Raw genomic sequence first — 22,830 nt, 5'->3', positions numbered from 1 at the left:
TTGTCCGTGCCGGACTGCCGTGCAGGTCGGGAGGGGGCGACGACCCTTGCGGGGACGGGGCTGTCGGGGAGTCCGTGTTTCACTTGTCTCTCTGTGGGCATGTCGACAAAACGCTGAAGTGACCTCCAAGGCTGCGGTATACCAGGTGTACCCGGGGTTCGGGTGGTGCGACGATGAACGTTATGGGGGACAAGGGAACTCTGTTGGACACAGGGCGATTTGCGCCGTCCGTCGATCCGGACGGGCTCGCCGGGGCCGATGAGGCCGCCGGCGTCGAGGGAGCCGGCCAGGCCGCCGGTCTCCTCGGCGACCCGGCGGACGAGGCCGGGCAGCGGATCGCCGCCGAGGCCGGGGACGTCGAGGCGATGAGCGTCCTCGGCGCCATGCTCCTGCGCCGCGGCGACCTCGACGGGGCCGAGGGCCCGCTGCGCGCCGCCACCGCCGCCGGGGACCGCGCCGCGGCCAACAACCTGGGCGTCCTCCTGCACCAGCGCGGCTACGCCGAGGAGGCGGCCGGCTGGTGGCGCATCGCCGCCGTGGCCGGCTCCGCCGCGGCCGCGCACGCCCTCGGCCGTCACCTGCGCGAGCGCGGGGACGAGCCGGGCGCCGAGTACTGGCTGCGCCAGGCCGCCGAACAAGGCCACGTGCTGGGCGCCTTCGCGCTCGCCGACCTGCTGGAGCACCGCGGCGCGGGCGACGAGGCCGAGACCTGGATGCGCGCCGCCGCCGACCGCGGCCACCGCGAGGCCTCCTACCGTCTCGCCGTGGCCCTCGAGCGCCGCGCCGCCGACGGCTCCCCGGCCGCCGGTGACCGGGCCGCCCGGCCCACGGGCGCGGCGCGCGCCGCCGACGCCGCGGGGGCGCCGTCCGGCGCCGTCCCGCGGGAGGCCGAGCAGTGGTACCGCCAGGCCGCCGCGCGCGGCCACCACCAGGCGGCGTTGCGCCTGGGCGAGATCCTGGAGCGCCGCGGCGACCTCAAGGAGGCCGGCCGCTGGTACCTGACCTCCGCCAAGGGCGGCGAGGCCCGTGCCGCCTGCGCACTGGGTCACCTGCTGCGCGACGCCGGGGACACCGAGAACGCCGCTTCCTGGTGGCTCAAGGCCGCCCGCGACGGCGACGGCGCCGCCGCCAACGCCCTGGGCGCGCTGCACGCGGAGCGCGGCGAGAAGCAGACCGCCGCCCGCTGGTACCGCGCCGCCCTCGACGCCGGCGACGTCAACGGCGCCTACAACCTGGGCCTGCTCTGCGCCGAGCAGGGCCGCACGGCCCAGGCCGAGCAGTGGTACCGCCGCGCCGCCTACGCCGGGCACCGGGAGGCCGCCAACGCGCTGGCCGTCCTGCTGCTGGGCAACGGCGACGCGACCGGCGCCGAGCCGTGGTTCTCCAAGGCGGCCGAGGCGGGCAGCGTCGAGGCCGCCTGCAACCTGGGCATCCTGCACAGCAACCGCGGCGAGGAGAAGGAGGCGCTGCGCTGGTACGAGCGGGCCGCCTCCGCGGGACACCCGGACGCCGCCCTCCAGGTCGGTGTGGCGCTGCTGCGCGACGGCGAGGAGCAGGAGGCCGAGCGGTACCTGCGCTGCGCGGCCGGCGCGGGCAGCGCCGAGGCGGCCTACCGGCTGGCGATGGTCCTGGACCGCCGCCGGCCGCCCGCCCACGCCCACGAGCTGGGCCAGTGCGCGCACCGCAAGACGGAGTGCGAGGAGTGGTACGAGCGGGCCGCCGGCCAGGGGCACCGCAAGGCGCAGGTCAGAGCCGGGATGCTGGCCGCGGCCCGCGGCGACATGGCGGAGGCGGCCCGCTGGTACCGGGAGGCCGCCCAGGCCGGGTCGGAGAGCGGCGCGTTCAACCTCGGCCTGCTGCTGGCCCGGGAGGGCAGCGAGGCCGAGGCCGTGCTGTGGTGGAAGCGGGCCGCCGCCGGAGGCCACGGTGGCGCGGCGCTGCGCCTGGCGCTGGCGTACGCGCGGCGGGGCGAGCTGTCCGAGGGGCAGCGCTGGGCCGAGCGGGCGACGGCGCTGGGGCCCGACAAGGTCCGCGAGCGGGCCGCCCGGCTGGGCGCCGTCCTGCGCGAGGAACTCTCCGCCTGAGCCGGTGTCCGGCCGGGTCCGGGCCGGCGGGGCCGAGCTGCTGCCGGCGGGGTTGACCTTGCGCCGGCGGGACTGAGCTTGCGCCGGCGGGCTGACGGGCCGCCGGGGGTGAGCCCGAGCCGGTGCGGCTGATCCGATTTGCCTGCCGCGCCCACGTCGCGTAGTGTTCAACGAGTCGACGCGGGGTGGAGCAGCTCGGTAGCTCGCTGGGCTCATAACCCAGAGGTCGCAGGTTCAAATCCTGTCCCCGCTACTGAAACCCGAAGGGGTCGGACCGGTTCTCCGGTCCGACCCCTTCGGCATGTCGCGTCCCTCGCGCGAGCCACCGCCCGCCCCGCGGGCGACGTAGGCAGCGGCGGCCGACACGGGCCGCGAGGAGGCCGCGTTCGTCAGGCGGAGCACCCGGGGCACAGACCCCGGTAGGTCACCTCGACGTCGGAGACGGTGAAGCCGAAGCGCTCGTCGGCCGGCAGGTCCGCCAGCGGATCGCCCGTCGGGTGGACGTCCTTGATGGCGCCGCAGCGCGCGCACACCAGGTGGTGGTGCGGCCGGTGGGCGTTCGGGTCGTACCGCTTGGCGCGCTTGTCCGTGGTGACCTCGACGACCTCGCCGAGGGAGACCATCTCGCCCAGCGTGTTGTACACGGTGGCCCGGGAGATCTCCGGGAGCTTCGCGGCCGCGCGGGCGTGGACCTCGTCGGCCGTCAGGTGGACGTGATCGCCTTCGAGAACCTCGGCCACCACACGTCGCTGTGCGGTCATGCGCCAGCCGCGTCCGCGCAGGCGCTCCAACAGGTCGCTCATGGCTGCCAGCCTAACAGCGGTCCGGGAGCTTGTCCGGATTTGGATCCGTTCTAAAGTCCGCCCGCGCCCCCCGCCCGCCCTGCCGGGTCCCCGCCCCGGGACAGGCAACGCAGCACGTCACGGACCGACACGATGCCCGCGGGCTCCCCGCGCTCCATGACCACCAGGTGACGGAAGCCGCCGTGCGCCATCGCCCGGACGGCGTCATGGATGGTCCACGAGGGATCCGCGAGGACGGCGTCCGCGGTCAGGTGGGCGTGGGCGCGCTCGACGTCCGGGTCCTGGCCCAGGCCGAGCGAGTTGAGTATGTCCCGCTCGGTCAGGATGCCCGGGTGGGCCGCCTCGGGGTCCAGCACCAGGGCGGCCCCGACGCGGCGGGAGGACATCAGGACGGCGGCCTGGCGGAGTGTGTGGGCGGGGCCCACGGTGAGCAGCGTGGTCGACATGGCCTCGCGGACGAGCATCTGGCTCGGTCACCTCCTCCTGTGAAACGCCTGGTCAGTGGCGCTTCACAAAAGCACAAACGGGGTGCTCCCAGAGTCGCAGGCAATGCGGAGGTCAACAAGAGGCAAAGCACAGGGCGCGCGGGGCACTGCGGGGCGGTCAGGAGGGCGTGCGGAACCGCCGCGCGAGGGCGGCGCGGGACCCGGTACCGCTTGGTCGAGGCGCGGAACTCAGTACCGCTGGTTGAGGTAGCCCAGGAGCTCGTCGTGGAGGAGCCCGTTCGAAGCGGCAGCGTTGCCGCTGTGCGGGCCGGGGCGGCCGTCCAGACCGGTGAAGGAGCCGCCCGCCTCCGTGACGATCACGGCGGTGGCCGCCATGTCCCACAGCGAGAGCTCCGGCTCCGCGCAGATGTCCACCGCGCCCTCGGCGACCATCATGTAGGGCCAGAAGTCGCCGTACGCGCGGGTCCGCCACACCTCGCGGGTCAGGTCCAGGAAGCCGTCGAGGCGGCCCTGCTCCTCCCAGCCGCTGAGCGAGGAGTACGCGAACGAGGCGTCCTCCATCCGCGACACCTGGGACACGTGGATCCGCGAGGCCGACGTCAGGCTGCGGCCGGTGAACGCGCCGTGGCCCTTCGCCGCCCACCAGCGACGGCCCAGCGCGGGCGCCGAGACCACGCCGACGACCGGCTGGAAGCCGCCCTCGCCGGCCTCCATCAGGGCGATCAAGGTGGCCCAGACGGGGACGCCGCGGACGTAGTTCTTGGTGCCGTCGATCGGGTCGATCACCCAGCGGCGGGGGCCGGTGCCCTCGACGCCGTACTCCTCGCCGAGGATCGCGTCGCGCGGGCGGGCGCGCTGGAGCTGACTGCGGATCAGCTCCTCGGCCGCCTTGTCGGCCTCGCTCACCGGCGTCATGTCCGGCTTGGTCTCGACCTTCAGGTCGAGCGCCTTGAAGCGGGCCGTCGTCGCGGCGTCGGCGGTGTCCGCCAGGACGTGGGCGAAACGCAGGTCATCGAGGTAGTCGGCCATGGCGGAACCGTATCGGCCGGACTCGCGGCCGGGCCACACGGGGCGGAGAGCGGTTGACGGGGCAGGAGGGAGGCCGGGGTCCCGGGGACTTGACAGTGCCTCAGGGCGCGTCAAGTGTGGGGGCGCGGGCCCTCGGGCCACGCCGCCGGGCCGAGCCCGGCCCACCGCCCGGCGAGCACGGGGAGGCGACGCGACGATGCGCACGGCACGCGAGACGCTGCTGGAGGCCGCCGGGAGAGCGCTGGAGCGGGAGTCCTGGGCGGCGGTGCGCATGGTCGACGTGGCCGCCGACGCCGGAGTGTCGCGGCAGACCCTCTACAACGAGTTCGGCAGCAAGGAAGGGCTGGGGCGCGCGCTGGTGCGGCGGGAGGCCGACGCGTACCTGGCGGGGGTCGACCGGGCGCTGGCCTCGCACGCCGACCCCCGGGAGCGGCTCGCCGCCGTCGCGGAGTGGACGGCGCGGGCGGGGCGCCGCGGACCGCTGGCCCGGGCGGTGCTCACCGGGTGCTGGACCGATCGGCTGCCGTCGCCGGTGCTCACCGCGGTGCCGTCCTCGACGGGCGCGCCGGCGCAGCGGCGGGCGGACGGGGCGCTGCCGTCCCCGGGCGAGCTGGTGGCGTCTGCGCGGGAGCGCGCGGTGGCGGCGCTGGGGTCGCCGCCGGGAGCGGGGAGGGTGTGCGAGTTCGCCCTCCGCCTGGGCCTGTCCTGCCTCCTCGCCCCACCGCCCCCGGGCACCTCGGCCGCCGACCTCGTCCGCACCACCCTTCCTCCTCGCCGCGAGCCGGCGTGAGCCTCCCGGCCCGGCGGCCGCCCGTCACAGCAGGATGGCGCTCCGGGTGGTCGTGAGCCTCCCGGCCCGGCGGCCGCCCGTCACAGCAGGGCGGCGCTCCGGGCGGTCGTGAGGCGCCCCGGCTCGCGACCGCCCGTCACGGCAGGGTCGCGGTCCAGGCGGTCACCGCGTCGGTGACGAGACGGAGGGCGTCGGCCTGGGTGAGGGGGGCGCGCTTGGGGACGGCGAAGGCGTGGTCGGCGTGCGGGACCACCGCGGCGGGGCGCAGCGCGGCCGGGAACTCCTCGGGACGCCCGAAGGGGTCGGCGCCGCCCTGGACGACCAGCAGCGGCACCGTCACCCCCGCCAGCTCCTCGGCCCGCGACCGCTCGGGACGCCCCGGCGGGTGCAGCGGGAAGCTGAGCGCCAGCACCGCGGCCGCCCCCAGCTCCCCGGCGGTCCGGCAGGCCACCCGGGCTCCCGCGCTGCGGCCGCCGGACACCACCGGGAGCCCCTCGCGCGCCAGGGCCGGCCACACCCCGCGCCATCCGGTGTCCAGCGTCCGGGGGGCCGGGGCCACCTTCTTCCCCGCCACCCGCCACGGCTGCTCGACCAGCGCCACGCTGACCCGGTGCCCGGGCAGCACCTCCGCCAGCGCCCGCAGGTCCCGTGCCTCGATGCCGCCCCCGGCGCCGTGGCTCACGGCCAGGACCAGCCGGGCGTCCGCCGCCCGCCGCCAGGTGATCCGGGCCCGTCCGGCCTCGGTGTCCACCAGCTCGGTCTCGGGGCCGGTGCCGAGGCCGGTCTCGGGGTGGGTCTCGGGGTCGGTCACGGTGCCTGCCTCGGGGCGCTCGGGCGGTTCGGGGACATCGTGCGAATCGGGGCTCACGTCAGAAGAGTGTGCCCTCCTCCGGCCCCGCCAGCTCCTTCAGCAGCTCCGGCCCGTTGTTGCGGACGTTGCTGACCGCCGTGGACACCGGGTAGGCCCGCATCAGGCCGGCCGGCGGCGGGGCGAGCAGGCCGCGCAGCGCGTCCGGGTCGTCGTGGCGCGGGTCGAGCCAGGCGTCCCAGCGGTCCGCCGTGAGCATCAGCGGCATCCGCGGGTGGATCTCCGCCAGTGCCCGCGGACCCTCGGCGGGGGCCACGGCCAGCGGCGCGGTCTCCGCCTCGGTGGTGATGACCGAGCAGGTCGCCCACCAGGCCCGCGGATGGTCGTCCGGCAGGGTGCGGTCGCGCCAGAACTCGTAGAGCCCCGCCATCGCGAAGACCGAGCCGTCGGCCGGCGTGACGAAGTACGGCTGCTTGCGCGGACGCTTCCGCCGCCCCTCGACCTCCAGGTCCCGCTCCTCCTTGCCGGTGACCCACTCGTAGTAGCCGTCGGCGGGCAGGATGCACCGGCGGGCGGCGAACGCCCGGCGGTAGGAGGGCTTCTCGTGCACCGTCTCGGCCCGCGCGTTGATCATGCGGGCGGCGCCGTCGGGGGACTTGGCCCAGCTGGGCACCAGCCCCCACTTCAGGCGGCGCAGCTGCCGCACCGGGCGGGGGTCGCCGGAACCCTTGACCGGGCGGTCGAGGACGGCGAACACCTCCTTGGTCGGGGCGACGTTGTAGTCGGGTTCGTGGCCGGGCGCGCAGGACTCCTCCGGGTCGTCGCCCGGCGTGCCGGGGTCCGGGCGCAGCGAGGGGAGTCCGGCCTCGACGCCGAAGATGTCCGCGAGGTCCTCCGGAGCCCGCGAGGATGCATACCGTCCGCACATACGTGCCACACTGCCAGGCCGGGCACCGCCCGGGCCACCGGCTTCCGGCAAGACGCCCAAGGACCGCGTGCCCGGCCGCGCGCCCACCCCGCGACCGAGCGTTCCGGCCGCGCGCCCACCCGCGACCGCGTGCCCCGACCGCACGCCCACCCCGCGAAGGAGACCCCACCGATGGACCAGGTGCTCGGCCGCCAGCCCGACCCCGACCTGTGGGTGGTGGTCGCCACCGCCGCGGCCGCCCTGGCCGTGGTGCTGCCGAACGCCGTCTGGCGGGTGGCGCGCAACGCCGTCACCATCGCGCACGAGGGCGGCCACGCACTGGTGGCCCTGCTCACCGGCCGCACGCTCACCGGGATACGGCTCCACTCCGACACCAGCGGCCTGACCGTGAGCCGGGGCAAGCCCCGCGGGCCGGGCATGGTGTTCACCGCGCTGGCCGGCTACACCGCCCCGCCGCTGCTCGGCCTGGGCGGCGCGGCCCTGCTCTCCGAGGGCCGGATCACGCTCCTGCTGTGGCTGGCCACCGCGCTGCTGCTGGCCATGCTGGTGATGATCCGCAACGTGTACGGCGTGCTCACGGTGCTGGTAACCGGCGCGCTGTTCCTGCTGGTCTCGTGGAAGGCGGGCCCCCAGGTGCAGGCCGCGTTCGCCTACGCGGTGGTGTGGTTCCTGCTGCTGGGCGGCGTCCGGCCGGCCTTCGAGCTGCAGCGGGAGCGGCGCCGCAACCCCACCGGCGCGTCCGACGCCGACCAGCTGGCCTCGCTCACCGGCACCCCGCCCGCGCTGTGGCTCTTCCTCTTCCACGTCGTGTCGCTCTGCTCCCTGACGGGCGGAGCGCGCTGGCTGCTCGGCCTCTGAGCGTCCGTGTCTCGCACTGTGGGCCTCCGGCGCGCGGAAAGCCGCTACCACGGACCTGTTTCGACGAAATTTCCGCGCTTTTGATCAGGAATCTCCTGTGCGGCCAGCCACTAGAGTGGGCCGTATGACCGTTCACTCCGCGCAGCAGACCGATCTCTGGCCCGCCCCCACCGCGAGCGGGCCCGTCGACGCGACGGTCCACGTGCCGGGATCGAAATCGGTCACCAACCGTGCGCTGGTGCTGGCCGCCCTGGCCTCCGAGCCTGGCTGGATCCGCCGCCCGCTGCGCTCCCGCGACACCCTGCTGATGGCCGAGGCGCTGCGCGCGCTCGGCGTCGGCATCGAGGAGACCGTCTCCTCCAGCTCCACGCTCACCCCCGGCGGCGACAAGGCCGGCGAGGCCTGGCGGGTCATCCCCGCCCCGCTGGCCGGTCCCGCCTCGCTCGACGTGGGCAACGCCGGCACGGTCATGCGCTTCCTGCCCCCGGTGGCCGCCCTCGCCGACGGCCCGGTCCGCTTCGACGGCGACCCCCGCTCCCACGAGCGCCCGTTGCACGGCGTGATCGACGCGTTGCGCGCCCTCGGCGCCCGGATCGACGACGACGGCCGCGGCGCCCTCCCGCTGACCGTGCACGGCGGCGGCGCCCTGGACGGCGGGCCGGTCGAGGTGGACGCCTCCTCGTCCTCCCAGTTCGTCTCCGCCCTGCTGCTGTCCGGCGCTCGCTTCAACCAGGGCGTCGAGGTCCGGCACACCGGCGCCACGCTGCCGTCGCTGCCGCACATCCGGATGACCGTCGACATGCTGCGCGCCGCGGGCGCCCAGGTCGACACTCCAGAGTCCGGCGGCGAGGCGAACGTCTGGCGGGTGACGCCCGGCGCCCTGCTCGGCCGCGACCTGATCGTCGAGCCCGACCTGTCCAACGCCCAGCCGTTCCTCGCCGCCGCCCTGGTGACCGGCGGCCGGGTGATCGTGCCGGACTGGCCGGAGCGCACCACCCAGCCCGGTGACCGGTTGCGCGAGATCTTCACCCGGATGGGCGGATCCTGCGAGCTCAAGGAGTACGGCCTGGAGTTCACCGGCTCCGGCCGGATCCACGGCATCGACGTGGACCTCTCCGAGGTCGGCGAGCTGACCCCCGGCATCGCCGCGGTCGCCGCGCTGGCCGACTCGCCGTCCACCCTGCGGGGCGTCGCCCACCTGCGCCTGCACGAGACGGACCGGCTGGCCGCGCTGACCAAGGAGATCAACGGACTCGGCGGCGACGTCACCGAGACCGCCGACGGCCTGCACATCCGGCCGCGCGCGCTGCGCGGCGGTGTCTTCCACACCTACGACGACCACCGGATGGCCACCGCCGGCGCGATCCTCGGCCTCGCCGTCGAGGGGGTGGAGATCGAGAACGTGGCGACCACCGCCAAGACCCTGCCCGACTTCACACACCTGTGGACAGGGATGCTCGAGGACCGGCGGTAAGGCACGTCATGCGTCGCTACGGCAAGCACACCGACGAGGACGACATCCGCAGCCGCCCCAACCGCAAGGGGAACCGGCCGAGGACCCACATCCGCCCCAAGCACGAGGACGCCGCCGAGGGCTTCGTCCTCACCGTCGACCGGGGCCGCCTGACCTGCCTGGTCGAGGACACCGTCGTGACGGCCATGAAGGCCCGCGAGCTGGGCCGCAAGGCCGCCGTGGTCGGCGACCGGGTGGCCCTGGTCGGCGACCTGTCCGGCGCGAAGGACACCCTGGCGCGGATCGTCCGCATCGAGGAGCGCGCCTCGCTGCTGCGCCGCACGGCGGACGACGACGACCCCTACGAGCGGGTGGTGGTCGCCAACGCCGACCAGCTGGCCATCGTCACCGCCCTCGCCGACCCCGAGCCGCGACCGCGGCTGATCGACCGCTGCCTGGTCGCCGCCTTCGACGGCGGGCTGACGCCGCTGCTGGTGCTCACCAAGTCCGACCTCGCCTCCGCCGACGAGATCCTCGAGCTCTACGGGGCACTGGACATCCCGTACGTGGTCACCAGCCGCGAGGAACTGGAGACCGGCCAGGCGGCGGACCGGGTCCGCGAGCACCTGGCGGGCAAGGTCACGGCCTTCGTCGGCCACTCCGGCGTCGGCAAGACCACCCTGGTCAACGCCCTGGTGCCGAAGGAACGCCGCCGGATCACCGGCCACGTCAACGCGGTGACCGGGCGCGGCCGGCACACCACCACCTCCGCGCTGGCACTGCCGCTGGAGGGGGCCGAGGGCTGGGTCGTGGACACGCCCGGCGTGCGGTCCTTCGGCCTCGCGCACATCGACCCCTCGCGGGTCATCCACGCCTTCCCGGACCTGGAGGCCGGGACGGGGGACTGCCCGCGGGCCTGCAGCCACGACGAGCCGGACTGCGCCCTCGACCAGTGGGTGGCCGACGGCCACGCCGACCCGGCGAGGCTCTACTCGCTGCGGCGGCTGCTCTCGACGCGCGAGCGGCACGAAGGGGACTGACGGGGCATTCCGGGCATAATCGCATCAACCGGCCGCCCCCGCGTGGCCGGAGCGGTCGGAGCGGTCACGGACGTGATTGATGCGGAGGACACCCCATGGCGTGGCTGCTGGTCGTGGTCGCCGGACTGCTCGAGACCGGTTTCGCGGTCTGCCTCAAGCTCTCGAACGGGTTCACCCGGCTGTACCCGACGATGGCCTTCTGCGCGTTCGCGCTGGGCAGCTTCGGCCTGCTGACCCTCTCGCTCAAGCGGCTGGACGTCGGGCCCGCGTACGCGGTGTGGACCGGCATCGGCGCGGCCGGCACGGCGATCTACGGCATGGTCTTCCTGGGGGACGTGGTGTCCGTGCTGAAGATCGTCTCGATCAGCCTGGTCATCCTCGGCGTCATCGGCCTCCAGCTGTCGGGCTCCGCGCACTAGGCGCGGGGCGCCGGGAATGCCACGGAGGGGCGTGAGGTTGAAGGGGGAGAACAAGCCGTCCTGACCAGCCGTCCCGGGAGGAATCCGCCGCATGGGATCCGTCGCGTGCCCCAGTCGTCGCGCCACCGACCTCGAGTGGTCGGTGCTCCCCTCGACCCGCACCGGCGCCGTCCGGCGGGCGTCCGGGGGAAAGCGCCGGGCGGCGGGTGAGGAGCAAAATCGTCTATCCTCCGATTCGAGTGGTACGACGTTGGAGGAGGTGGGTCCGGTCACCGGGACCGACGCGGAGCAGCCAGCGAGCGCCGAGGGCGCCGAGGGCAGGCGGACGACCGAGACGACCGAGGAGCGCAGCGCCCGGTTCGAGCGGGACGCGCTGGAGTTCCTCGACCAGATGTACTCGGCCGCGCTGCGCATGACGCGCAACCCGGCCGACGCCGAGGACCTGGTGCAGGAGACGTACGCCAAGGCGTACGCGTCCTTCCACCAGTTCCGTGAGGGCACCAACCTCAAGGCCTGGCTGTACCGGATCCTGACCAACACGTTCATCAACTCCTACCGCAAGAAGCAGCGGGAGCCCCAGCGCAGTGCCGCCGAGGACATCGAGGACTGGCAGCTCGCGCGCGCCGAGTCGCACATGTCGACCGGTCTGCGCTCCGCCGAGTCCCAGGCGCTGGACCACCTGCCGGACTCCGACGTGAAGTCGGCCCTGCAGGCGATCCCCGAGGAGTTCCGCATCGCCGTCTACCTGGCGGATGTCGAGGGGTTTGCCTACAAGGAGATCGCGGACATCATGGGGACACCCATCGGTACGGTGATGTCCCGGCTGCACCGGGGCCGCCGCCAGCTGCGCGGCATGCTCGAGGACTACGCCCGCGACCGCGGGCTCGTTCCCGCCGGCGCCGGAGAGTCGAACGAAGCGAAAGGCTCGGGCTCATGAGCTGTGGAGAGCCGCACGAGACGGACTGCGCGGAGATCCTCGACCATCTCTACGAGTTCCTCGACCGTGAGATGCCGGACTCGGCCTGCACGAAGTTCGAGGAGCACTTCGAGGAGTGCTCGCCCTGCCTGGAGAAGTACGGCCTCGAGCAGGCCGTGAAGAAGCTGGTCAAGCGGTGCTGCGGTCATGACGACGTACCCACCGACCTGCGCGCGAAGGTGATGGGCCGCATCGAGCTGATCCGCTCGGGCGAGGTGGCGCACGGCTCCGCGATGACGGACGTCGACCAGCAGGGTGCGACGGTGACCCCCGCGTCATCCGGCGACTCCTGAGTGTTCACCCGTACGTGCTAATCCGCGGGTCATAGGCCCGCGGATTCACCTATCAGGCCCCCCGTACCCCTTTCGGCCGCTCTACGCTCCGGTGCAGAACGGGCACGAACCGGACCGCCCCGGTCCGGCCGGGGAGGGGACGCCATGGGGTCTGTTCCGGCGGCATCGGTGCCGGCCGGCGCGCGTGTCTACGCGGCTGCCGCCGTACTGGCCGCCGGCGCCTGTCTGGTGTCGCTTCCGCAGCTGCGCACGCCGTGGTGGGCGGTGACGCTGCTGGCCGCGGTCTACGCCGCCTGCGGGCAGGCGGGGCGCCGGGCCGGCATCGACGCCTTCTACCCGGTGCTCCTGGCCGCCGCCTTCCTGCTCCCGCCGCCCGCCGCGGCCCTGGTCGCCGTGCCGGGCACCCTGCTCTCCCCGGTCGCCGACCCGCCCCGACTGCTGCGCCGCCTCTGGCGGGCCGCCGTGCTCTGCCTGTCCGTCCACGCCACCGCCTGGACGTACTGGGTGCTCGGCGGCCGGGACGCCGTGGTCGCCTCCCACCTGCCGCGGGCCCTGGCGGCCGCCGCCCTCGCGGTGCTGGTCTTCTGCCTGTGCGCGGCCCTGCTGGACGGCGGCATGAAGGCACTGGCCGACCGGGTCCCGGCCCGCGAGCCCTGGTGGCGGCAGTTCGTCCGCTCGCTGCCGCCGATGGCGGTCCACGGACTGGCCGGGGTGATGATGGCCGTCCTGTGGCGCTCCCCGCACGGCCCGGCCGCCGCCGTGCTGGTGCTGCTGCCGATGTACGTCACCTGGTGGGTGTTCGCCCACTCCGACCAGGAGCGCACGGCCCACCGCTCCACCGTGCGGGCGCTGGTGCGGGCGGTCGACCTCAAGGACAACTACACCCGCGGCCACAGCGAGCGGGTCGGCCAGGCCTCGGTGATGATCGCCCGCGAACTCGGCATGGCCGACGAACGCGTCGAGGTCATCCGCTTCGCCGGCATCCTGCACGACGTCGGCAAGATCGGCGTCCCCACCCGGCTGCTCCGCAAGGACGGCCCGCTCACCCCGCAGGAACGCCGGGCGATCGAGCTGCACCCCGAGTACGGCCACGAGATGACGCGCGGCATCGGCTTCCTGGAGGAGGCGCGGGCGGCCATCCTCCACCACCACGAACGGCTCGACGGCAGCGGCTACCCGTACGGGCTGGCGGGCGGCCGGATCCCCGAGTGCGCCCGGGTGGTCGCGGTCGCCGACGCCTTCGACGCGATGACCTCCACCCGCTCCTACCGCCGCGCCCGGCCGGTGCCGACGGCCCTGGAGGAACTCGCCCGGTGCGCCGGCACCCAGTTCGACCCCCGGATGGTCACCGCCCTCACCCGCGCGCTGGAGCGCCACGGCTGGAACCCCGTGGTCACCTCCGACGACCCGACGCCCTTCACCGCACCCTCCGAGCCCACCGCCCCCGGCCGGCCGGCCGCCCCGCCCGCACCCGCGCCCGCCCCCGGAGAACCGGCCGGGTCCGCGACGCCCGCCCCGGCCGAGCCCACCGTGCGGGCGGAGGCCACCGTGGCCGGAGGGCTCCGCGGGGTCTCCCGGGCGGCGGCCCCGTCGACCCGGCGGGCGTCCACCCGGCGGGCCCCCGCCCGCGGGGAAGGCGGTGCCCGGTGAGGCCGCGGCGCGCGTCCCCGCCGCGCCCCGGGGCGGCGCCGCGCGCCGCGGTCCACCTCGCCGCCGCGCTGCTCGCCGCGGTCTGTCTCGCCGAGGTGCTCCGGCACGGCGTCGCCGACCGGGAGAGCGCCTGCGTCTTCGTCCTGTTCATCGCCTTCGGCGAGCTGCTGCGCCTGCCCGAGTGCCTGCCCGAGGAACGCGACCCCGCCCCGGTCGGGGCCGCGGCGGCGCTGGCCTACGCGCTGCTGACCCCGGCCTCCGTCACCCAGGCGGTCGCCGTGGTCGCCGTCGCCACCCTCGCGGGGAGGACCGGGCACATCGCCCGGCCCCGGCCCGGCGGCCGGCCCACCGCCGACCACCTGGCCCGCCGGGTGCTCTCCGTTGGGTTCATCGCCGTCTGCTGCCGCCCGCTCGCCGTACACGCCCCGGACGCCCCCGGCCCCGGCCCCTGGCACGTCCTGACGGTGATCGTGGTGCTGCTGCTCGCCGCCCTCGCCGACTCGGTGACCGGCGCGGTCCTCAGCCGGTCCCGCACCGGCCGGGCGTTCGGCCCGCTGCTGCGCGAGGAACTGCGCGGGACCACCCGGATGAGCTCGGTCACCGGCTCCTCGGGCATGGTGATCGCCCTCGCCGTGGACGTCGCCGGGCTGTACGCGCTGCCGGTCTTCTGCGTCCCGCTGCTCCTGGCCCAGCTGTCCTTCCGCCGGTACGCCGCCGTCCGGGTCACCTACCGGCAGACCATCGCCTCCCTGGCCCGCGCCACCGAGGTGGCCGGCTACACCCCGCAGGGCCACGCGCACCGGGTGGCCGCGCTGAGCCTGGCCGTCGGCCGGGACATGGGCCTGACCGGCAGCGACCTCACCGTGCTGGAGTACGCGGCGCTGATGCACGACATCGGCCAGCTCGCCCTCGTCGACCCGGTCCCCGACGGGGCCACCACCCGGCTGTCGGCCGCCGAGCAGCGGCGCACGGCCCTCCTCGGCGGCGCCGTCGTCCGCCAGACGGGCGTGGACCCCCGGGTGGCCGCGGTCGTCGAGTCGCAGGCCGAACCCTGGACCCGGCAGCCGCGGGCGGCGCGCATCGTGCGGGCCGTCAACGCCTACGACGAGATGGCCCAGCGCACCGGAGGCCGGGGCGCCTGCCTGCGCGCCCTGGAGGAGCTGCGGCTGGGCACGGCGGGCACCTACGCGCCCGACGTGGTGGAGTCGCTGGCCAGGGTGGTGCTGCGGGACCCGGCGGGAGCGGCGGCGACGGGTGCGGGCGGTGCGACGGATCGCGCGGCAATCCGGTCTGAGCCCGCCCCCGGCTGGGTAACCCATGGGTAATGAGCGACCGTCCGACCGTCCGTGGTTGGATGCGGGAGAGCGGGCCCACGGGGGCAGGGACCGGTCCGCTCCACAGAACTGGCAGGCGGGAATCGTGAGGATCTTCGGCAAGGGACGGCACCGGCCCTCCGCCTCCTGGCGGCAGGCCACGGACCGCGCGTTCACGCTGATCGGGGACGGCCGCTACGAGGACGCGGGCGCGCTGCTCACGCGCGCCGCCGACCTCGAGCCCTGGCTGTCCGAGTCCTGGTTCAACCTGGCCCTGCTGCACAAGTTCCGGCACGACTGGGAGCAGGCCCGCGCCGCCGGGCTGCGCGCGGTGGCGCTGCTGGACCGGGACACCGGGGCCCCCGACTGGTGGAACGTCGGCATCGCCGCGACGGCCCTGCAGGACTGGCCGCTGGCCCGCCGCGCCTGGCAGGAGTACGGGCTGCGGGTGCCCGGCGGCGCCGCGGACGCCGGGGCGCCCACCGGGATGGACCTGGGCAGCGCGGCCGTGCGGCTCTCCCCCGAGGGCGAGGCCGAGGTGGTGTGGGGGCGCCGCCTGGACCCGGCGCGCATCGAGGTGCTCTCCATCCCCCTGCCGTCCTCCGGCCGCCGGTGGGGCGAGGTCGTGCTCCACGACGGCGTCCCGCACGGCGAGCGGACCACGGCCGACGGGCACAGCTTCCCGGTCTTCGACGAGATCGAGCTCTGGGCGCCGTCACCGGTGCCCACCTGGGTGGTGCTGCTGGAGGCCGCCTCCGAGGAGGACCGGGACGCCCTGGAGGCGCTCGCCTCCGACGCCGGGTACGCCGCCGAGGACTGGTCGAGTTCGGTGCGGCTGCTGTGCCGGATGTGCTCGGAGTCGCGGATGGCGTCCGTCGAGGGCGACGGCGCGCACCTGGACCCGCACGACCACAGCGAGCCCGGCCAGCCCGGCCCGCTCGGGCACCGCACCGACGGGCAGCTGTGGGTGCCCGAACGCGAGTGCGGGGTGGCCGCCCCGGCCGGCCTGGTGCGCGGCCTGCTGGACGGCTGGGTCGCCGACAGTCCGGACACCCGGGACTGGCGGGACCTGGAGGAGGTCTGCTGACGGCCAGGGGACCGCGGGCGCGCCCGGCCCCGTAGGCTATGCCTCTGTCAGAGGCGGGAACACTGAGGAAGGCGTACGTCGGGCATGGCGCAGCAGGAGACCGATCAGCAGCACGCGGGCGAGCTCCCCGTGGACGACGAGGGTTACGTCATCGACACCCAGGACTGCGAGGAGCGCGAGAGCGCCTACCGGGAGCGCGGGACCTCGCGGCCCATCACGGTCGTCGGCAATCCGGTCCTGCACAAGGAGTGCCAGGACGTCACCGAGTTCGACGACGAGCTGCGCAAGCTGGTCGACGACATGTTCGCCAGCCAGCGCACCGCCGAGGGCGTGGGCCTGGCCGCCAACCAGATCGGCGTGGACCGCAAGGTCTTCGTCTACGACTGCCCGGACGACGAGGGCGTGCGCCACGTCGGCGTGGTGTGCAACCCGAAGCTGGTGGAGCTGCCGGCCGACCGCCGCATCCTCGACGACAGCAACGAGGGCTGCCTGTCCGTGCCGACCGCCTACGCCTCCCTGGCCCGGCCGGACTACGCCGAGGTCACCGGCCAGGACGTGCACGGCAACCCGATCAAGGTGCGCGGCACCGGCTACTTCGCCCGCTGCCTCCAGCACGAGACGGACCACCTGTACGGCTACCTGTACATCGACCGTCTCTCCAAGCGCGAGCGGAAGAACGCGCTGAAGCAGATGGAGGAGAACGAGCCGCGCTACCCCGTGGTGCCGAACGACTGACGCGGATCCGCGCACACGCGCACGCGGGCGGAAGGCCGGGCTGTCGGCAGCCCGGCCTTCCGTGTGCGTGCGGGGGTCCGGCGACCGGTCAGATGCCGCAGTTCGGCGCGGACCAGTAGGGCGACGGGTCGAACGCCACGTGCGTGTGGTCGTTGTGGCCGGGGTAGCCCGGGCCGAGGATCTCCGAGAAACCGTGGACGCGGGCCTGCTTGGCGAGGGTGCAGAAGCTGGGCGAGCCGGTCAGGTCCGCCGCGTCACCGTAGAGGTGCCGGCTGGTGGCCGAGCCGCCCACCGCGTTGTTGCAGGACACCGAGCGGAAGCCGCTGGAGACGGTGATCGCGACGTCGCCCAGGGCGTGCCGCATCGCCTCGAGCTTCCACATGGTGCGCAGGGCGTTCTGCTTGGCCGTCGCGGCGCTCACGTTGCCGCCCGACCAGTCCGAGTTGCACTTGTTGAGCTCGGCGTAGGTGAAGTGGGCCGGCGTGCAGTCGGCGTCCTGCAGGGCGTAGATCTTGGAGAAGGTCGCCGGTCCGGCCACGCCGTCGGCGGCCAGGCCGTAGGCCGACTGGAACTTCTTGACCGCGGCGGCGGTGCGCTCGCCGTAGACGCCGTCGTAGGACAGGCGCTCGCCGGAGGTCACCCAGCCGGCCACCCGGACCTGCAGCTGCGTCACGTCGGCGCCGGTGGCACCGGTGGAGAGCGTGCGGCTCCACGTGTAGCACTCGTCGGCGTGCGCGGTGCCGGCGGTGGCGCCGACGCCTACCACTGCACCTGCCAGGATCATGACAAAACTGATGAGCGCGCGGGACATGCGTCTGATCATTCCGGCCTCCTGACCGTCGATCGGTGGGGGGCGGCGCCGCGCGATCACGTGGCGCCGCTGCAAGGGTGGGGCCGACGGGCTACGCGCGTCAACACCGCCCGCGCGTAGGGATGTCGACGCCCCGGTGACGGAACGGTGCGCTCCGGGTCAGACCGGGAGCTCGTACACCAGCAGATCGATGTCGGCCGTTTCCGGAACCGGGTTCCAGTCGCGCAGGGGCGCGCGCGCGAAGCCCAGACGCTCGTAGAGGCGGTGGGCGGTGTGCATCTTCGGCTGCGTGGACAGGACCAGCCTCCGTCGGCCGCCGAGGGCGCGGGCGCGGTCGGCGCAGCAGCGCACCAGGGCCTCGCCGACGCCGCGGCCGCGCGCGTGGCGGGCTACGGCGAGCATCCGCATCTCGGCCTCGTCCGCGGCGGCGATGTCGGCCAGGGGACCGCCGGCCACGAAGGTGACGCCGCCGAGGAGGCGGTCGTCCTCCGCCGCGACCAGCACCTCGGCGCCGGGGGCGGTGGCCCGGGACCGTACGTCGCGCAGGGTCCTCAGGTAGGCGTCGCTCCCGCCGAAGGCCAGCAGCCCGTCGTCCAGGTAGGCGGCGGCGGTGATCCGGCCGAGGGGCTCGTACTCGTCCTCCCTGGCGGGACGGATGGTGAAGTCCATCCGCCCAGGATGCTCGAGGGGCCCGGCGGCCGGGCGGTCGGGCGGTCGGGCGGGCGGGCGCCGGAAACGCCGACGGCCCCGCGCACCACGGTGCGCGGGGCCGTCGGCGTCGGAGCGCCCGGTCAGTGCGTGGCCGCGGTGAGCGGCGGCACCTCGGGGTCGACGCCGGGGTCGCCGGCGTCCGCGGTGTAGTCGGACGGGCTGGTCTCGTCGACGCCGTCCGGGGCCTTGACGGCGCGGAGGACGAAGGTGAGGACCACCGTGACGATCAGGTTCAGGACGATGGCGCTGAACCCGATGTAGCCGATCTCGCCGATCAGCGGCATCTCCTTGGCGGAGCCGCCGAAGTGCGCCTGGGTCGGGGAGGAGACCGTGTACGCCTGGTAGGTGCCGTAGACCATGCCGACCGCCCAGCCGGCGAGTAGGGCCCAGCGGTGGAACCAGCGGGTGAACAGGCCGCCGACCAGGGCCGGGAAGGTCTGCAGGATCCAGATGCCGCCCAGCAGCTGGAAGTTGATCGCCACCGTCTTGTCCATGGTGAGGACGAAGACGAGCGCGCCGACCTTCACCAGCAGGGAGACGATCTTCGAGACCTTGGTCTCCTGCTCCGGAGTGGCGTCCGGCTTCAGGAAGTCCTTGTAGATGTTGCGGGTGAACAGGTTCGCCGCGGCGATGGACATGATGGCCGCCGGGACCAGCGCGCCGATGCCGATGGCGGCGAAGGCCACGCCCGCGAACCAGCTCGGGAACATGTTCTCGAAGAGCTGCGGGATGGCCAGCTGGCCGTTGGCCACCTTGATGCCGGCCGCGATCGCCATGAAGCCGAGCAGCGCGAGCAGGCCCAGCATCAGCGAGTACAGCGGCAGGATGGTGGTGTTGCGGCGGATGACCTCACGGCTCTTGGAGGACAGCGTCGCGGTGATCGAGTGCGGGTACATGAACAGCGCGAGCGCGGAGCCGAGCGCCAGGGTGGCGTAGGTCCACTGGCCCGGCTCGGCCGGCACCAGGGCGCCGGTCGGTTTGCCGGTGGTCTCGTTGATCGTCTCGAACTTGCCGCTCGCCGCCTCGAAGATCGCGTCGAAGCCGCCGAGCTTGATCGGGATGTAGATGATCGCCACGGCGATCACCAGGTAGATCAGCGTGTCCTTGACGAACGCGATCAGCGCCGGGGCGCGCAGGCCGGAGGAGTAGGTGTAGGCGGCCAGCACGCCGAAGGCGATCAGCAGCGGCAGGTCCTTGACGAACCAGTGGGTGTTCTCGCCGCCGCCGACGCCCATCACGTCCAGCACGGCCTGGATGCCCACCAGCTGCAGCGCGATGTACGGCATGGTGGCGAGGATCCCGGTGACCGCCACCGCCAGGGACAGGCCCTTGGAGCCGTACCGGCCGCGGACGAAGTCCGAGGTGGTGACGTATCCGTGGCGGTGCGAGACCGACCACAGGCGCGGCAGGAAGGTGAAGATCAGCGGGTACACCAGGATCGTGTAGGGCACCGCGAAGAAGCCGGCCGCGCCGCCCGCGTAGATGGCCGCCGGGACGGCGACGAAGGTGTACGCGGTGTAGAGGTCGCCGCCGAGCAGGAACCAGGTGATCCAGGTGCCGAACGACCGGCCGCCCAGGCCCCATTCGTCCAGCGAGTTCTCGTTGGCGGCCTTGCGCCACTTCGCCGCCAGGAAGCCCATTACCGTGACGGCGACGAAGAAGAGGCAGAAGACGACGAGTGCCACGACGTTCACGCCCTCGTTCACGACGACGCACCCCCGTCCTGGGTGGAGGAGTTACGGGAGGCGGCCCGGGCGCGCTGGTCGCGGCGCCACAGGACGTAGGCGACCATCGTGAGGGCGGTGGAGATCAGCACCCACGCCATCTGGTACCAGTAGAAGAACGGGATGCCTATGAAGGTCGGTTCGACCTTGGCGTAGGACCCCACCCACAGCATCGCCACGAAGGGCGCGAGCAGGCACAGGGCGATGACGACCCGCGTCGGGGTCACCGTCCCTCTGCCTGCTCCTGACGTTTCGGACATCGACAGCTCCATTGCCGCTGGCGGATTGGCGTCGGCAATGTATGTGACGAAGAACGCAGGGGGAAGGCTCGTCCCGGTTGCGAATCGGTAAGCGGACGGACGAGTGCGACGAACGGCAGGCCAGGCCCCCGATCATGCCCCGCCCGGGCCTCCGGTCATGCCCGCCCGGGCCTCCGGTCAGGCCTCCGGACGCCGCAGACGGGCGACGAACTTGTACCGGTCGCCCCGGTACACCGAGCGCACCCATTCCACCGGTTCGCCGTCCATGTCCAGGGAGTGGCGGGAGAGCATCAGCATCGGCAGGCCCACGTCGGTGCCGAGCAGCCCGGCCTCGCGCGGGGTCGCCAGCGAGGTCTCGATGGTCTCCTCCGCCTCGGACAGCCGGACGTCGTAGACCTCGGCCAGCGCCGTGTAGAGGGACGTGTACTTGGTCAGGCTGCGGCGCAGGGCGGGGAAGCGCTTGGCGGACAGGTGCGTGGTCTCGATGGCCATCGGCTCGGAGTTGGCCATGCGCAGGCGCTCGATGCGCAGCACCCGGCCGCCGGGGCTCATGGCCAGCAGCCCGGCCAGGGTGTCGTCGGCGGTGACGTACCCGATGTCCAGCAGCTGCGAGGTGGGTTCGAGTCCCTGTGCCCTCATGTCCTCGGTGTACGAGGTGAGCTGGAGCGACTGGGCGACCTTGGGCTTGGCGACGAAGGTGCCCTTGCCCTGGATGCGCTCCAGCCGGCCCTCCACCACCAGTTCCTGCAGCGCCTGGCGGACCGTGGTGCGGGAGGTGTCGAACTCCGCGGCGAGGGTGCGCTCCGGCGGGACCGGGGTGCCGGGCGGCAGCGTCTCGGTCATCTCCAGCAGGTGCTTCTTCAGGCGGTAGTACTTCGGCACGCGTGCGGTGCGGACGACGGCTCCGCCCTCGCCGGCCGCGCTGCTGACCTCGGTGCTCATCTTCCGCCTCTCGTCGGGGCCTTCCGTGGGGTGGGAGGGGAGCGCCTACGCTCCGTGATCCCCGCGAAGATCCTGTATACCGCCGGTCCTTCGCTTTGGTCTAGTCCATAGCGTCACCGCGATGATTGGTCTACCTCCTCGCGCATCCTCGCCCGTGGACCCGGAGGCGGGTCAATCCCGCAGGAACCCTGCATATCTCGGAAGCGTCACGGACGCCCACGGCCTGCTGCGGACTGCTTGACAGCCCTATTGGTCTGGGCCAAGCTCCCCCTACTGGTCTACACCATTGGTCCAGGTCCCGGCCCCACGGGCAGTACACGGCGGCAGCACTCATGCGCTTGGCACCGAGGCGGGCAGGGGGGAACGTGGCATCCCTGAGGAGGGTGGCGTGAAGCGCAAGCTTGCAGCCGCGACGGTCGTCGCGGGCATGATGGTCTCCATCGCGGCGTGCGGTGGCTCTGACGGCTCGACCGACGAGGCGAAGTCCGGCAAGGACGGGTTCAAGGGGCAGACCCTGACCGTCTGGGCGATGGACGGATCCACTCCCAAGCAGTGGCAGAAGGACCTGACCGCCGAGTTCGAGAAGAAGACCGGCGCGAAGCTGAAGATCGAAGTCCAGCAGTGGAACGGGATCCAGCAGAAGGTCACCACCGCCCTCTCGGAGAGCAACCCGCCGGACGTCATCGAGATCGGCAACACCCAGACGCCGGCCTACGCGGCCACCGGCGGTCTCGCGGACCTGACGGACCTCAAGGCCGAGATCGGCGGCGAGTGGACCGAGGCCCTCAACAAGTCCTCCGTCTACGAGGGCGTGCAGTACGCCGCTCCCTGGTACTTCGCCAACCGCGTGGTGATCTACAACAAGGAGATCTGGGAGAAGGCCGGCGTCAAGGAGACGCCCAAGACGCGCGACGACTTCTTCAAGGCGCTGGACGCCATCGAGAAGAAGACCGACGCCGAGCCGATCTACCTGCCCGGCCAGAACTGGTACTTCTTCACCGGCCTGACCATCGGCAAGGGCGCGGAGCTGGTGAAGAAGGACGGGGACAAGTGGGTCTCCAACCTCGACGACCCGAAGGTCGCCGAGGCGGCGGAGCTCTACAAGAAGTTCCAGTCCTACTCCAAGGCCCCCAAGGACAAGGACGAGGCCACCCCGCAGCAGGGCGAGGTCTTCGGCAAGGGCAAGGTCGGCGCCTTCATCGGCATGGGCTGGGAAGCCGGCATCGCCATCGAGGCCGACAAGTCCATCGAGGACAAGATCGGCTACTTCACCATCCCCGGTGAGACCGCCGACAAGCCCGAGGGCGTCTTCCTCGGCGGCTCCAACCTGGCCGTCGCCGCGGGCAGCAAGAAGCAGGAGCTCGCCAAGGAGTTCCTGAAGCTCGCCCTCTCCGACAAGTACGAGGGCCAGCTGGCCAAGGAGAACGGCGTCCTCCCCAACAAGGAGTCGCTCAACTCCAACCTGACCGGCAACGCCGCCGCCGAGGCCGCCGCCCCGGCCGCCGCGTTCGGTGGCACCACCCCGCTGATCCAGAACTGGGCTCCGGTGGAGAACGACCCCAACCCGATCAAGACGTACCTGACGGCCGTCCTGAACGGGAAGACGCCCGCCGAGGCCGCCAAGCAGGTCGAGGGCGAGATCAACAAGCGTCTCGCGCAGACCAGCTGAG

Annotated in this window: 23 protein-coding genes and 1 tRNA gene; 14 read left to right on the top strand and 10 right to left on the bottom strand. The window is 73.4% G+C overall.

The window, feature by feature from the left end:
- Positions 1-173: 173 nt before the first annotated feature.
- Positions 174-2,084: a tetratricopeptide repeat protein gene (locus Sfr03f_RS15415; RefSeq protein WP_174721589.1), complete on the top strand. Its 1,911-nt coding sequence runs from the start codon at positions 174-176 to the stop codon at positions 2,082-2,084.
- A 179-nt stretch (positions 2,085-2,263) separates the two neighbouring features.
- Positions 2,264-2,337: transfer RNA gene (locus Sfr03f_RS15410), tRNA-Met, on the top strand.
- A gap of 136 nt (positions 2,338-2,473) precedes the next feature.
- Here Sfr03f_RS15410 and Sfr03f_RS15405 read toward each other — a convergent pair.
- The 3 genes from Sfr03f_RS15405 to hisN form a co-directional block, all read right to left on the bottom strand.
- Positions 2,474-2,887, bottom strand: coding sequence for a Fur family transcriptional regulator (locus Sfr03f_RS15405; RefSeq protein WP_108954466.1), 414 nt, complete (start codon positions 2,885-2,887; stop codon positions 2,474-2,476).
- A 50-nt stretch (positions 2,888-2,937) separates the two neighbouring features.
- On the bottom strand, positions 2,938-3,351 hold the full coding sequence (locus Sfr03f_RS15400) for a CBS domain-containing protein (RefSeq protein ID WP_108954465.1): 414 nt from the start codon (positions 3,349-3,351) through the stop codon (positions 2,938-2,940).
- A 210-nt stretch (positions 3,352-3,561) separates the two neighbouring features.
- Positions 3,562-4,362, bottom strand: a complete 801-nt coding sequence (hisN, locus tag Sfr03f_RS15395) for a histidinol-phosphatase (RefSeq protein ID WP_108954464.1) — start codon at positions 4,360-4,362, stop codon at positions 3,562-3,564.
- 196 nt (positions 4,363-4,558) lie between these two features.
- On the opposite strand from hisN, the gene Sfr03f_RS15390 reads away from it, so the two are divergent.
- Positions 4,559-5,152 (top strand): TetR/AcrR family transcriptional regulator, encoded by a 594-nt coding sequence (locus tag Sfr03f_RS15390; RefSeq protein ID WP_108954463.1) that lies wholly within the window; start codon positions 4,559-4,561, stop codon positions 5,150-5,152.
- A 136-nt stretch (positions 5,153-5,288) separates the two neighbouring features.
- Here Sfr03f_RS15390 and Sfr03f_RS15385 read toward each other — a convergent pair whose 3' ends face one another.
- Both Sfr03f_RS15385 and Sfr03f_RS15380 read right to left on the bottom strand, forming a co-directional pair.
- A complete protein-coding gene (locus tag Sfr03f_RS15385; RefSeq protein ID WP_108954998.1) occupies positions 5,289-5,963 on the bottom strand; it encodes an alpha/beta hydrolase family protein in 675 nt (224 codons plus the stop codon).
- Positions 5,964-6,021: 58 nt separating this feature from the next.
- Positions 6,022-6,888 carry an SOS response-associated peptidase gene (locus tag Sfr03f_RS15380; protein WP_108954462.1) on the bottom strand — a complete coding sequence of 289 codons (867 nt, stop codon included), beginning with the start codon at positions 6,886-6,888 and terminating at the stop codon, positions 6,022-6,024.
- Between the two features lie 171 nt (positions 6,889-7,059).
- On the opposite strand from Sfr03f_RS15380, the gene Sfr03f_RS15375 reads away from it, so the two are divergent.
- From Sfr03f_RS15375 to def, 10 genes are all read left to right on the top strand, one after another.
- A complete protein-coding gene (locus Sfr03f_RS15375) occupies positions 7,060-7,746 on the top strand; it encodes a M50 family metallopeptidase (RefSeq protein ID WP_108954461.1) in 687 nt (228 codons plus the stop codon).
- A 124-nt stretch (positions 7,747-7,870) separates the two neighbouring features.
- A complete protein-coding gene (aroA, locus tag Sfr03f_RS15370) occupies positions 7,871-9,220 on the top strand; it encodes a 3-phosphoshikimate 1-carboxyvinyltransferase (protein WP_108954460.1) in 1,350 nt (449 codons plus the stop codon).
- A gap of 8 nt (positions 9,221-9,228) precedes the next feature.
- The gene (rsgA, locus tag Sfr03f_RS15365; protein ID WP_108954459.1) at positions 9,229-10,239 is read left to right on the top strand and encodes a ribosome small subunit-dependent GTPase A; all 1,011 of its coding nucleotides are present in this window, start codon (positions 9,229-9,231) and stop codon (positions 10,237-10,239) included.
- Positions 10,240-10,334: 95 nt separating this feature from the next.
- Entirely contained in the window at positions 10,335-10,658 is a 324-nt protein-coding gene (locus Sfr03f_RS15360; RefSeq protein ID WP_108954458.1) for a DMT family transporter, read from the top strand.
- Positions 10,659-10,917: 259 nt separating this feature from the next.
- Positions 10,918-11,595, top strand: coding sequence for a sigma-70 family RNA polymerase sigma factor (locus tag Sfr03f_RS15355; protein ID WP_170145091.1), 678 nt, complete (start codon positions 10,918-10,920; stop codon positions 11,593-11,595).
- Positions 11,592-11,927: a mycothiol system anti-sigma-R factor gene (gene rsrA / locus Sfr03f_RS15350; RefSeq protein ID WP_108954456.1), complete on the top strand. Its 336-nt coding sequence runs from the start codon at positions 11,592-11,594 to the stop codon at positions 11,925-11,927. Before Sfr03f_RS15355 ends, rsrA begins: the two co-directional genes overlap by 4 nt.
- 144 nt (positions 11,928-12,071) lie before the next feature.
- Positions 12,072-13,577 (top strand): HD-GYP domain-containing protein, encoded by a 1,506-nt coding sequence (locus Sfr03f_RS15345; protein WP_108954455.1) that lies wholly within the window; start codon positions 12,072-12,074, stop codon positions 13,575-13,577.
- The gene (locus tag Sfr03f_RS15340; protein ID WP_245967570.1) at positions 13,574-14,902 is read left to right on the top strand and encodes an HD-GYP domain-containing protein; all 1,329 of its coding nucleotides are present in this window, start codon (positions 13,574-13,576) and stop codon (positions 14,900-14,902) included. Before Sfr03f_RS15345 ends, Sfr03f_RS15340 begins: the two co-directional genes overlap by 4 nt.
- A 94-nt stretch (positions 14,903-14,996) precedes the next feature.
- Positions 14,997-15,977 (top strand): tetratricopeptide repeat protein, encoded by a 981-nt coding sequence (locus tag Sfr03f_RS15335; RefSeq protein WP_108954454.1) that lies wholly within the window; start codon positions 14,997-14,999, stop codon positions 15,975-15,977.
- 84 nt (positions 15,978-16,061) lie between these two features.
- Positions 16,062-16,712, top strand: a complete 651-nt coding sequence (gene def, locus Sfr03f_RS15330) for a peptide deformylase (RefSeq protein ID WP_108954453.1) — start codon at positions 16,062-16,064, stop codon at positions 16,710-16,712.
- Positions 16,713-16,800: 88 nt separating this feature from the next.
- Here def and Sfr03f_RS15325 read toward each other — a convergent pair whose 3' ends face one another.
- From Sfr03f_RS15325 to Sfr03f_RS15305, 5 genes are all read right to left on the bottom strand, one after another.
- A complete protein-coding gene (locus tag Sfr03f_RS15325; protein WP_108954452.1) occupies positions 16,801-17,535 on the bottom strand; it encodes a D-Ala-D-Ala carboxypeptidase family metallohydrolase in 735 nt (244 codons plus the stop codon).
- A gap of 147 nt (positions 17,536-17,682) precedes the next feature.
- Positions 17,683-18,192 carry a GNAT family N-acetyltransferase gene (locus tag Sfr03f_RS15320; protein ID WP_108954451.1) on the bottom strand — a complete coding sequence of 170 codons (510 nt, stop codon included), beginning with the start codon at positions 18,190-18,192 and terminating at the stop codon, positions 17,683-17,685.
- A gap of 122 nt (positions 18,193-18,314) precedes the next feature.
- Positions 18,315-19,940, bottom strand: a complete 1,626-nt coding sequence (gene mctP / locus Sfr03f_RS15315; RefSeq protein ID WP_108954450.1) for a monocarboxylate uptake permease MctP — start codon at positions 19,938-19,940, stop codon at positions 18,315-18,317.
- A complete protein-coding gene (locus Sfr03f_RS15310; RefSeq protein WP_108954997.1) occupies positions 19,937-20,218 on the bottom strand; it encodes a DUF3311 domain-containing protein in 282 nt (93 codons plus the stop codon). Before Sfr03f_RS15310 ends, mctP begins: the two co-directional genes overlap by 4 nt.
- Before the next feature lie 177 nt (positions 20,219-20,395).
- On the bottom strand, positions 20,396-21,160 hold the full coding sequence (locus tag Sfr03f_RS15305) for a GntR family transcriptional regulator (protein ID WP_108954449.1): 765 nt from the start codon (positions 21,158-21,160) through the stop codon (positions 20,396-20,398).
- A gap of 388 nt (positions 21,161-21,548) precedes the next feature.
- Between Sfr03f_RS15305 and Sfr03f_RS15300 the strand changes: the two genes are divergently transcribed.
- Entirely contained in the window at positions 21,549-22,829 is a 1,281-nt protein-coding gene (locus Sfr03f_RS15300) for an extracellular solute-binding protein (RefSeq protein WP_108954448.1), read from the top strand.
- Position 22,830 lies beyond the last annotated feature (1 nt).

Source organism: Streptomyces fragilis (assembly GCF_003112515.1).
Lineage (GTDB): Bacteria > Actinomycetota > Actinomycetes > Streptomycetales > Streptomycetaceae > Streptomyces > Streptomyces fragilis.
Note: the sequence above shows the minus strand (reverse complement) of the source record. Positions and strands in the feature narration are given on the sequence as shown.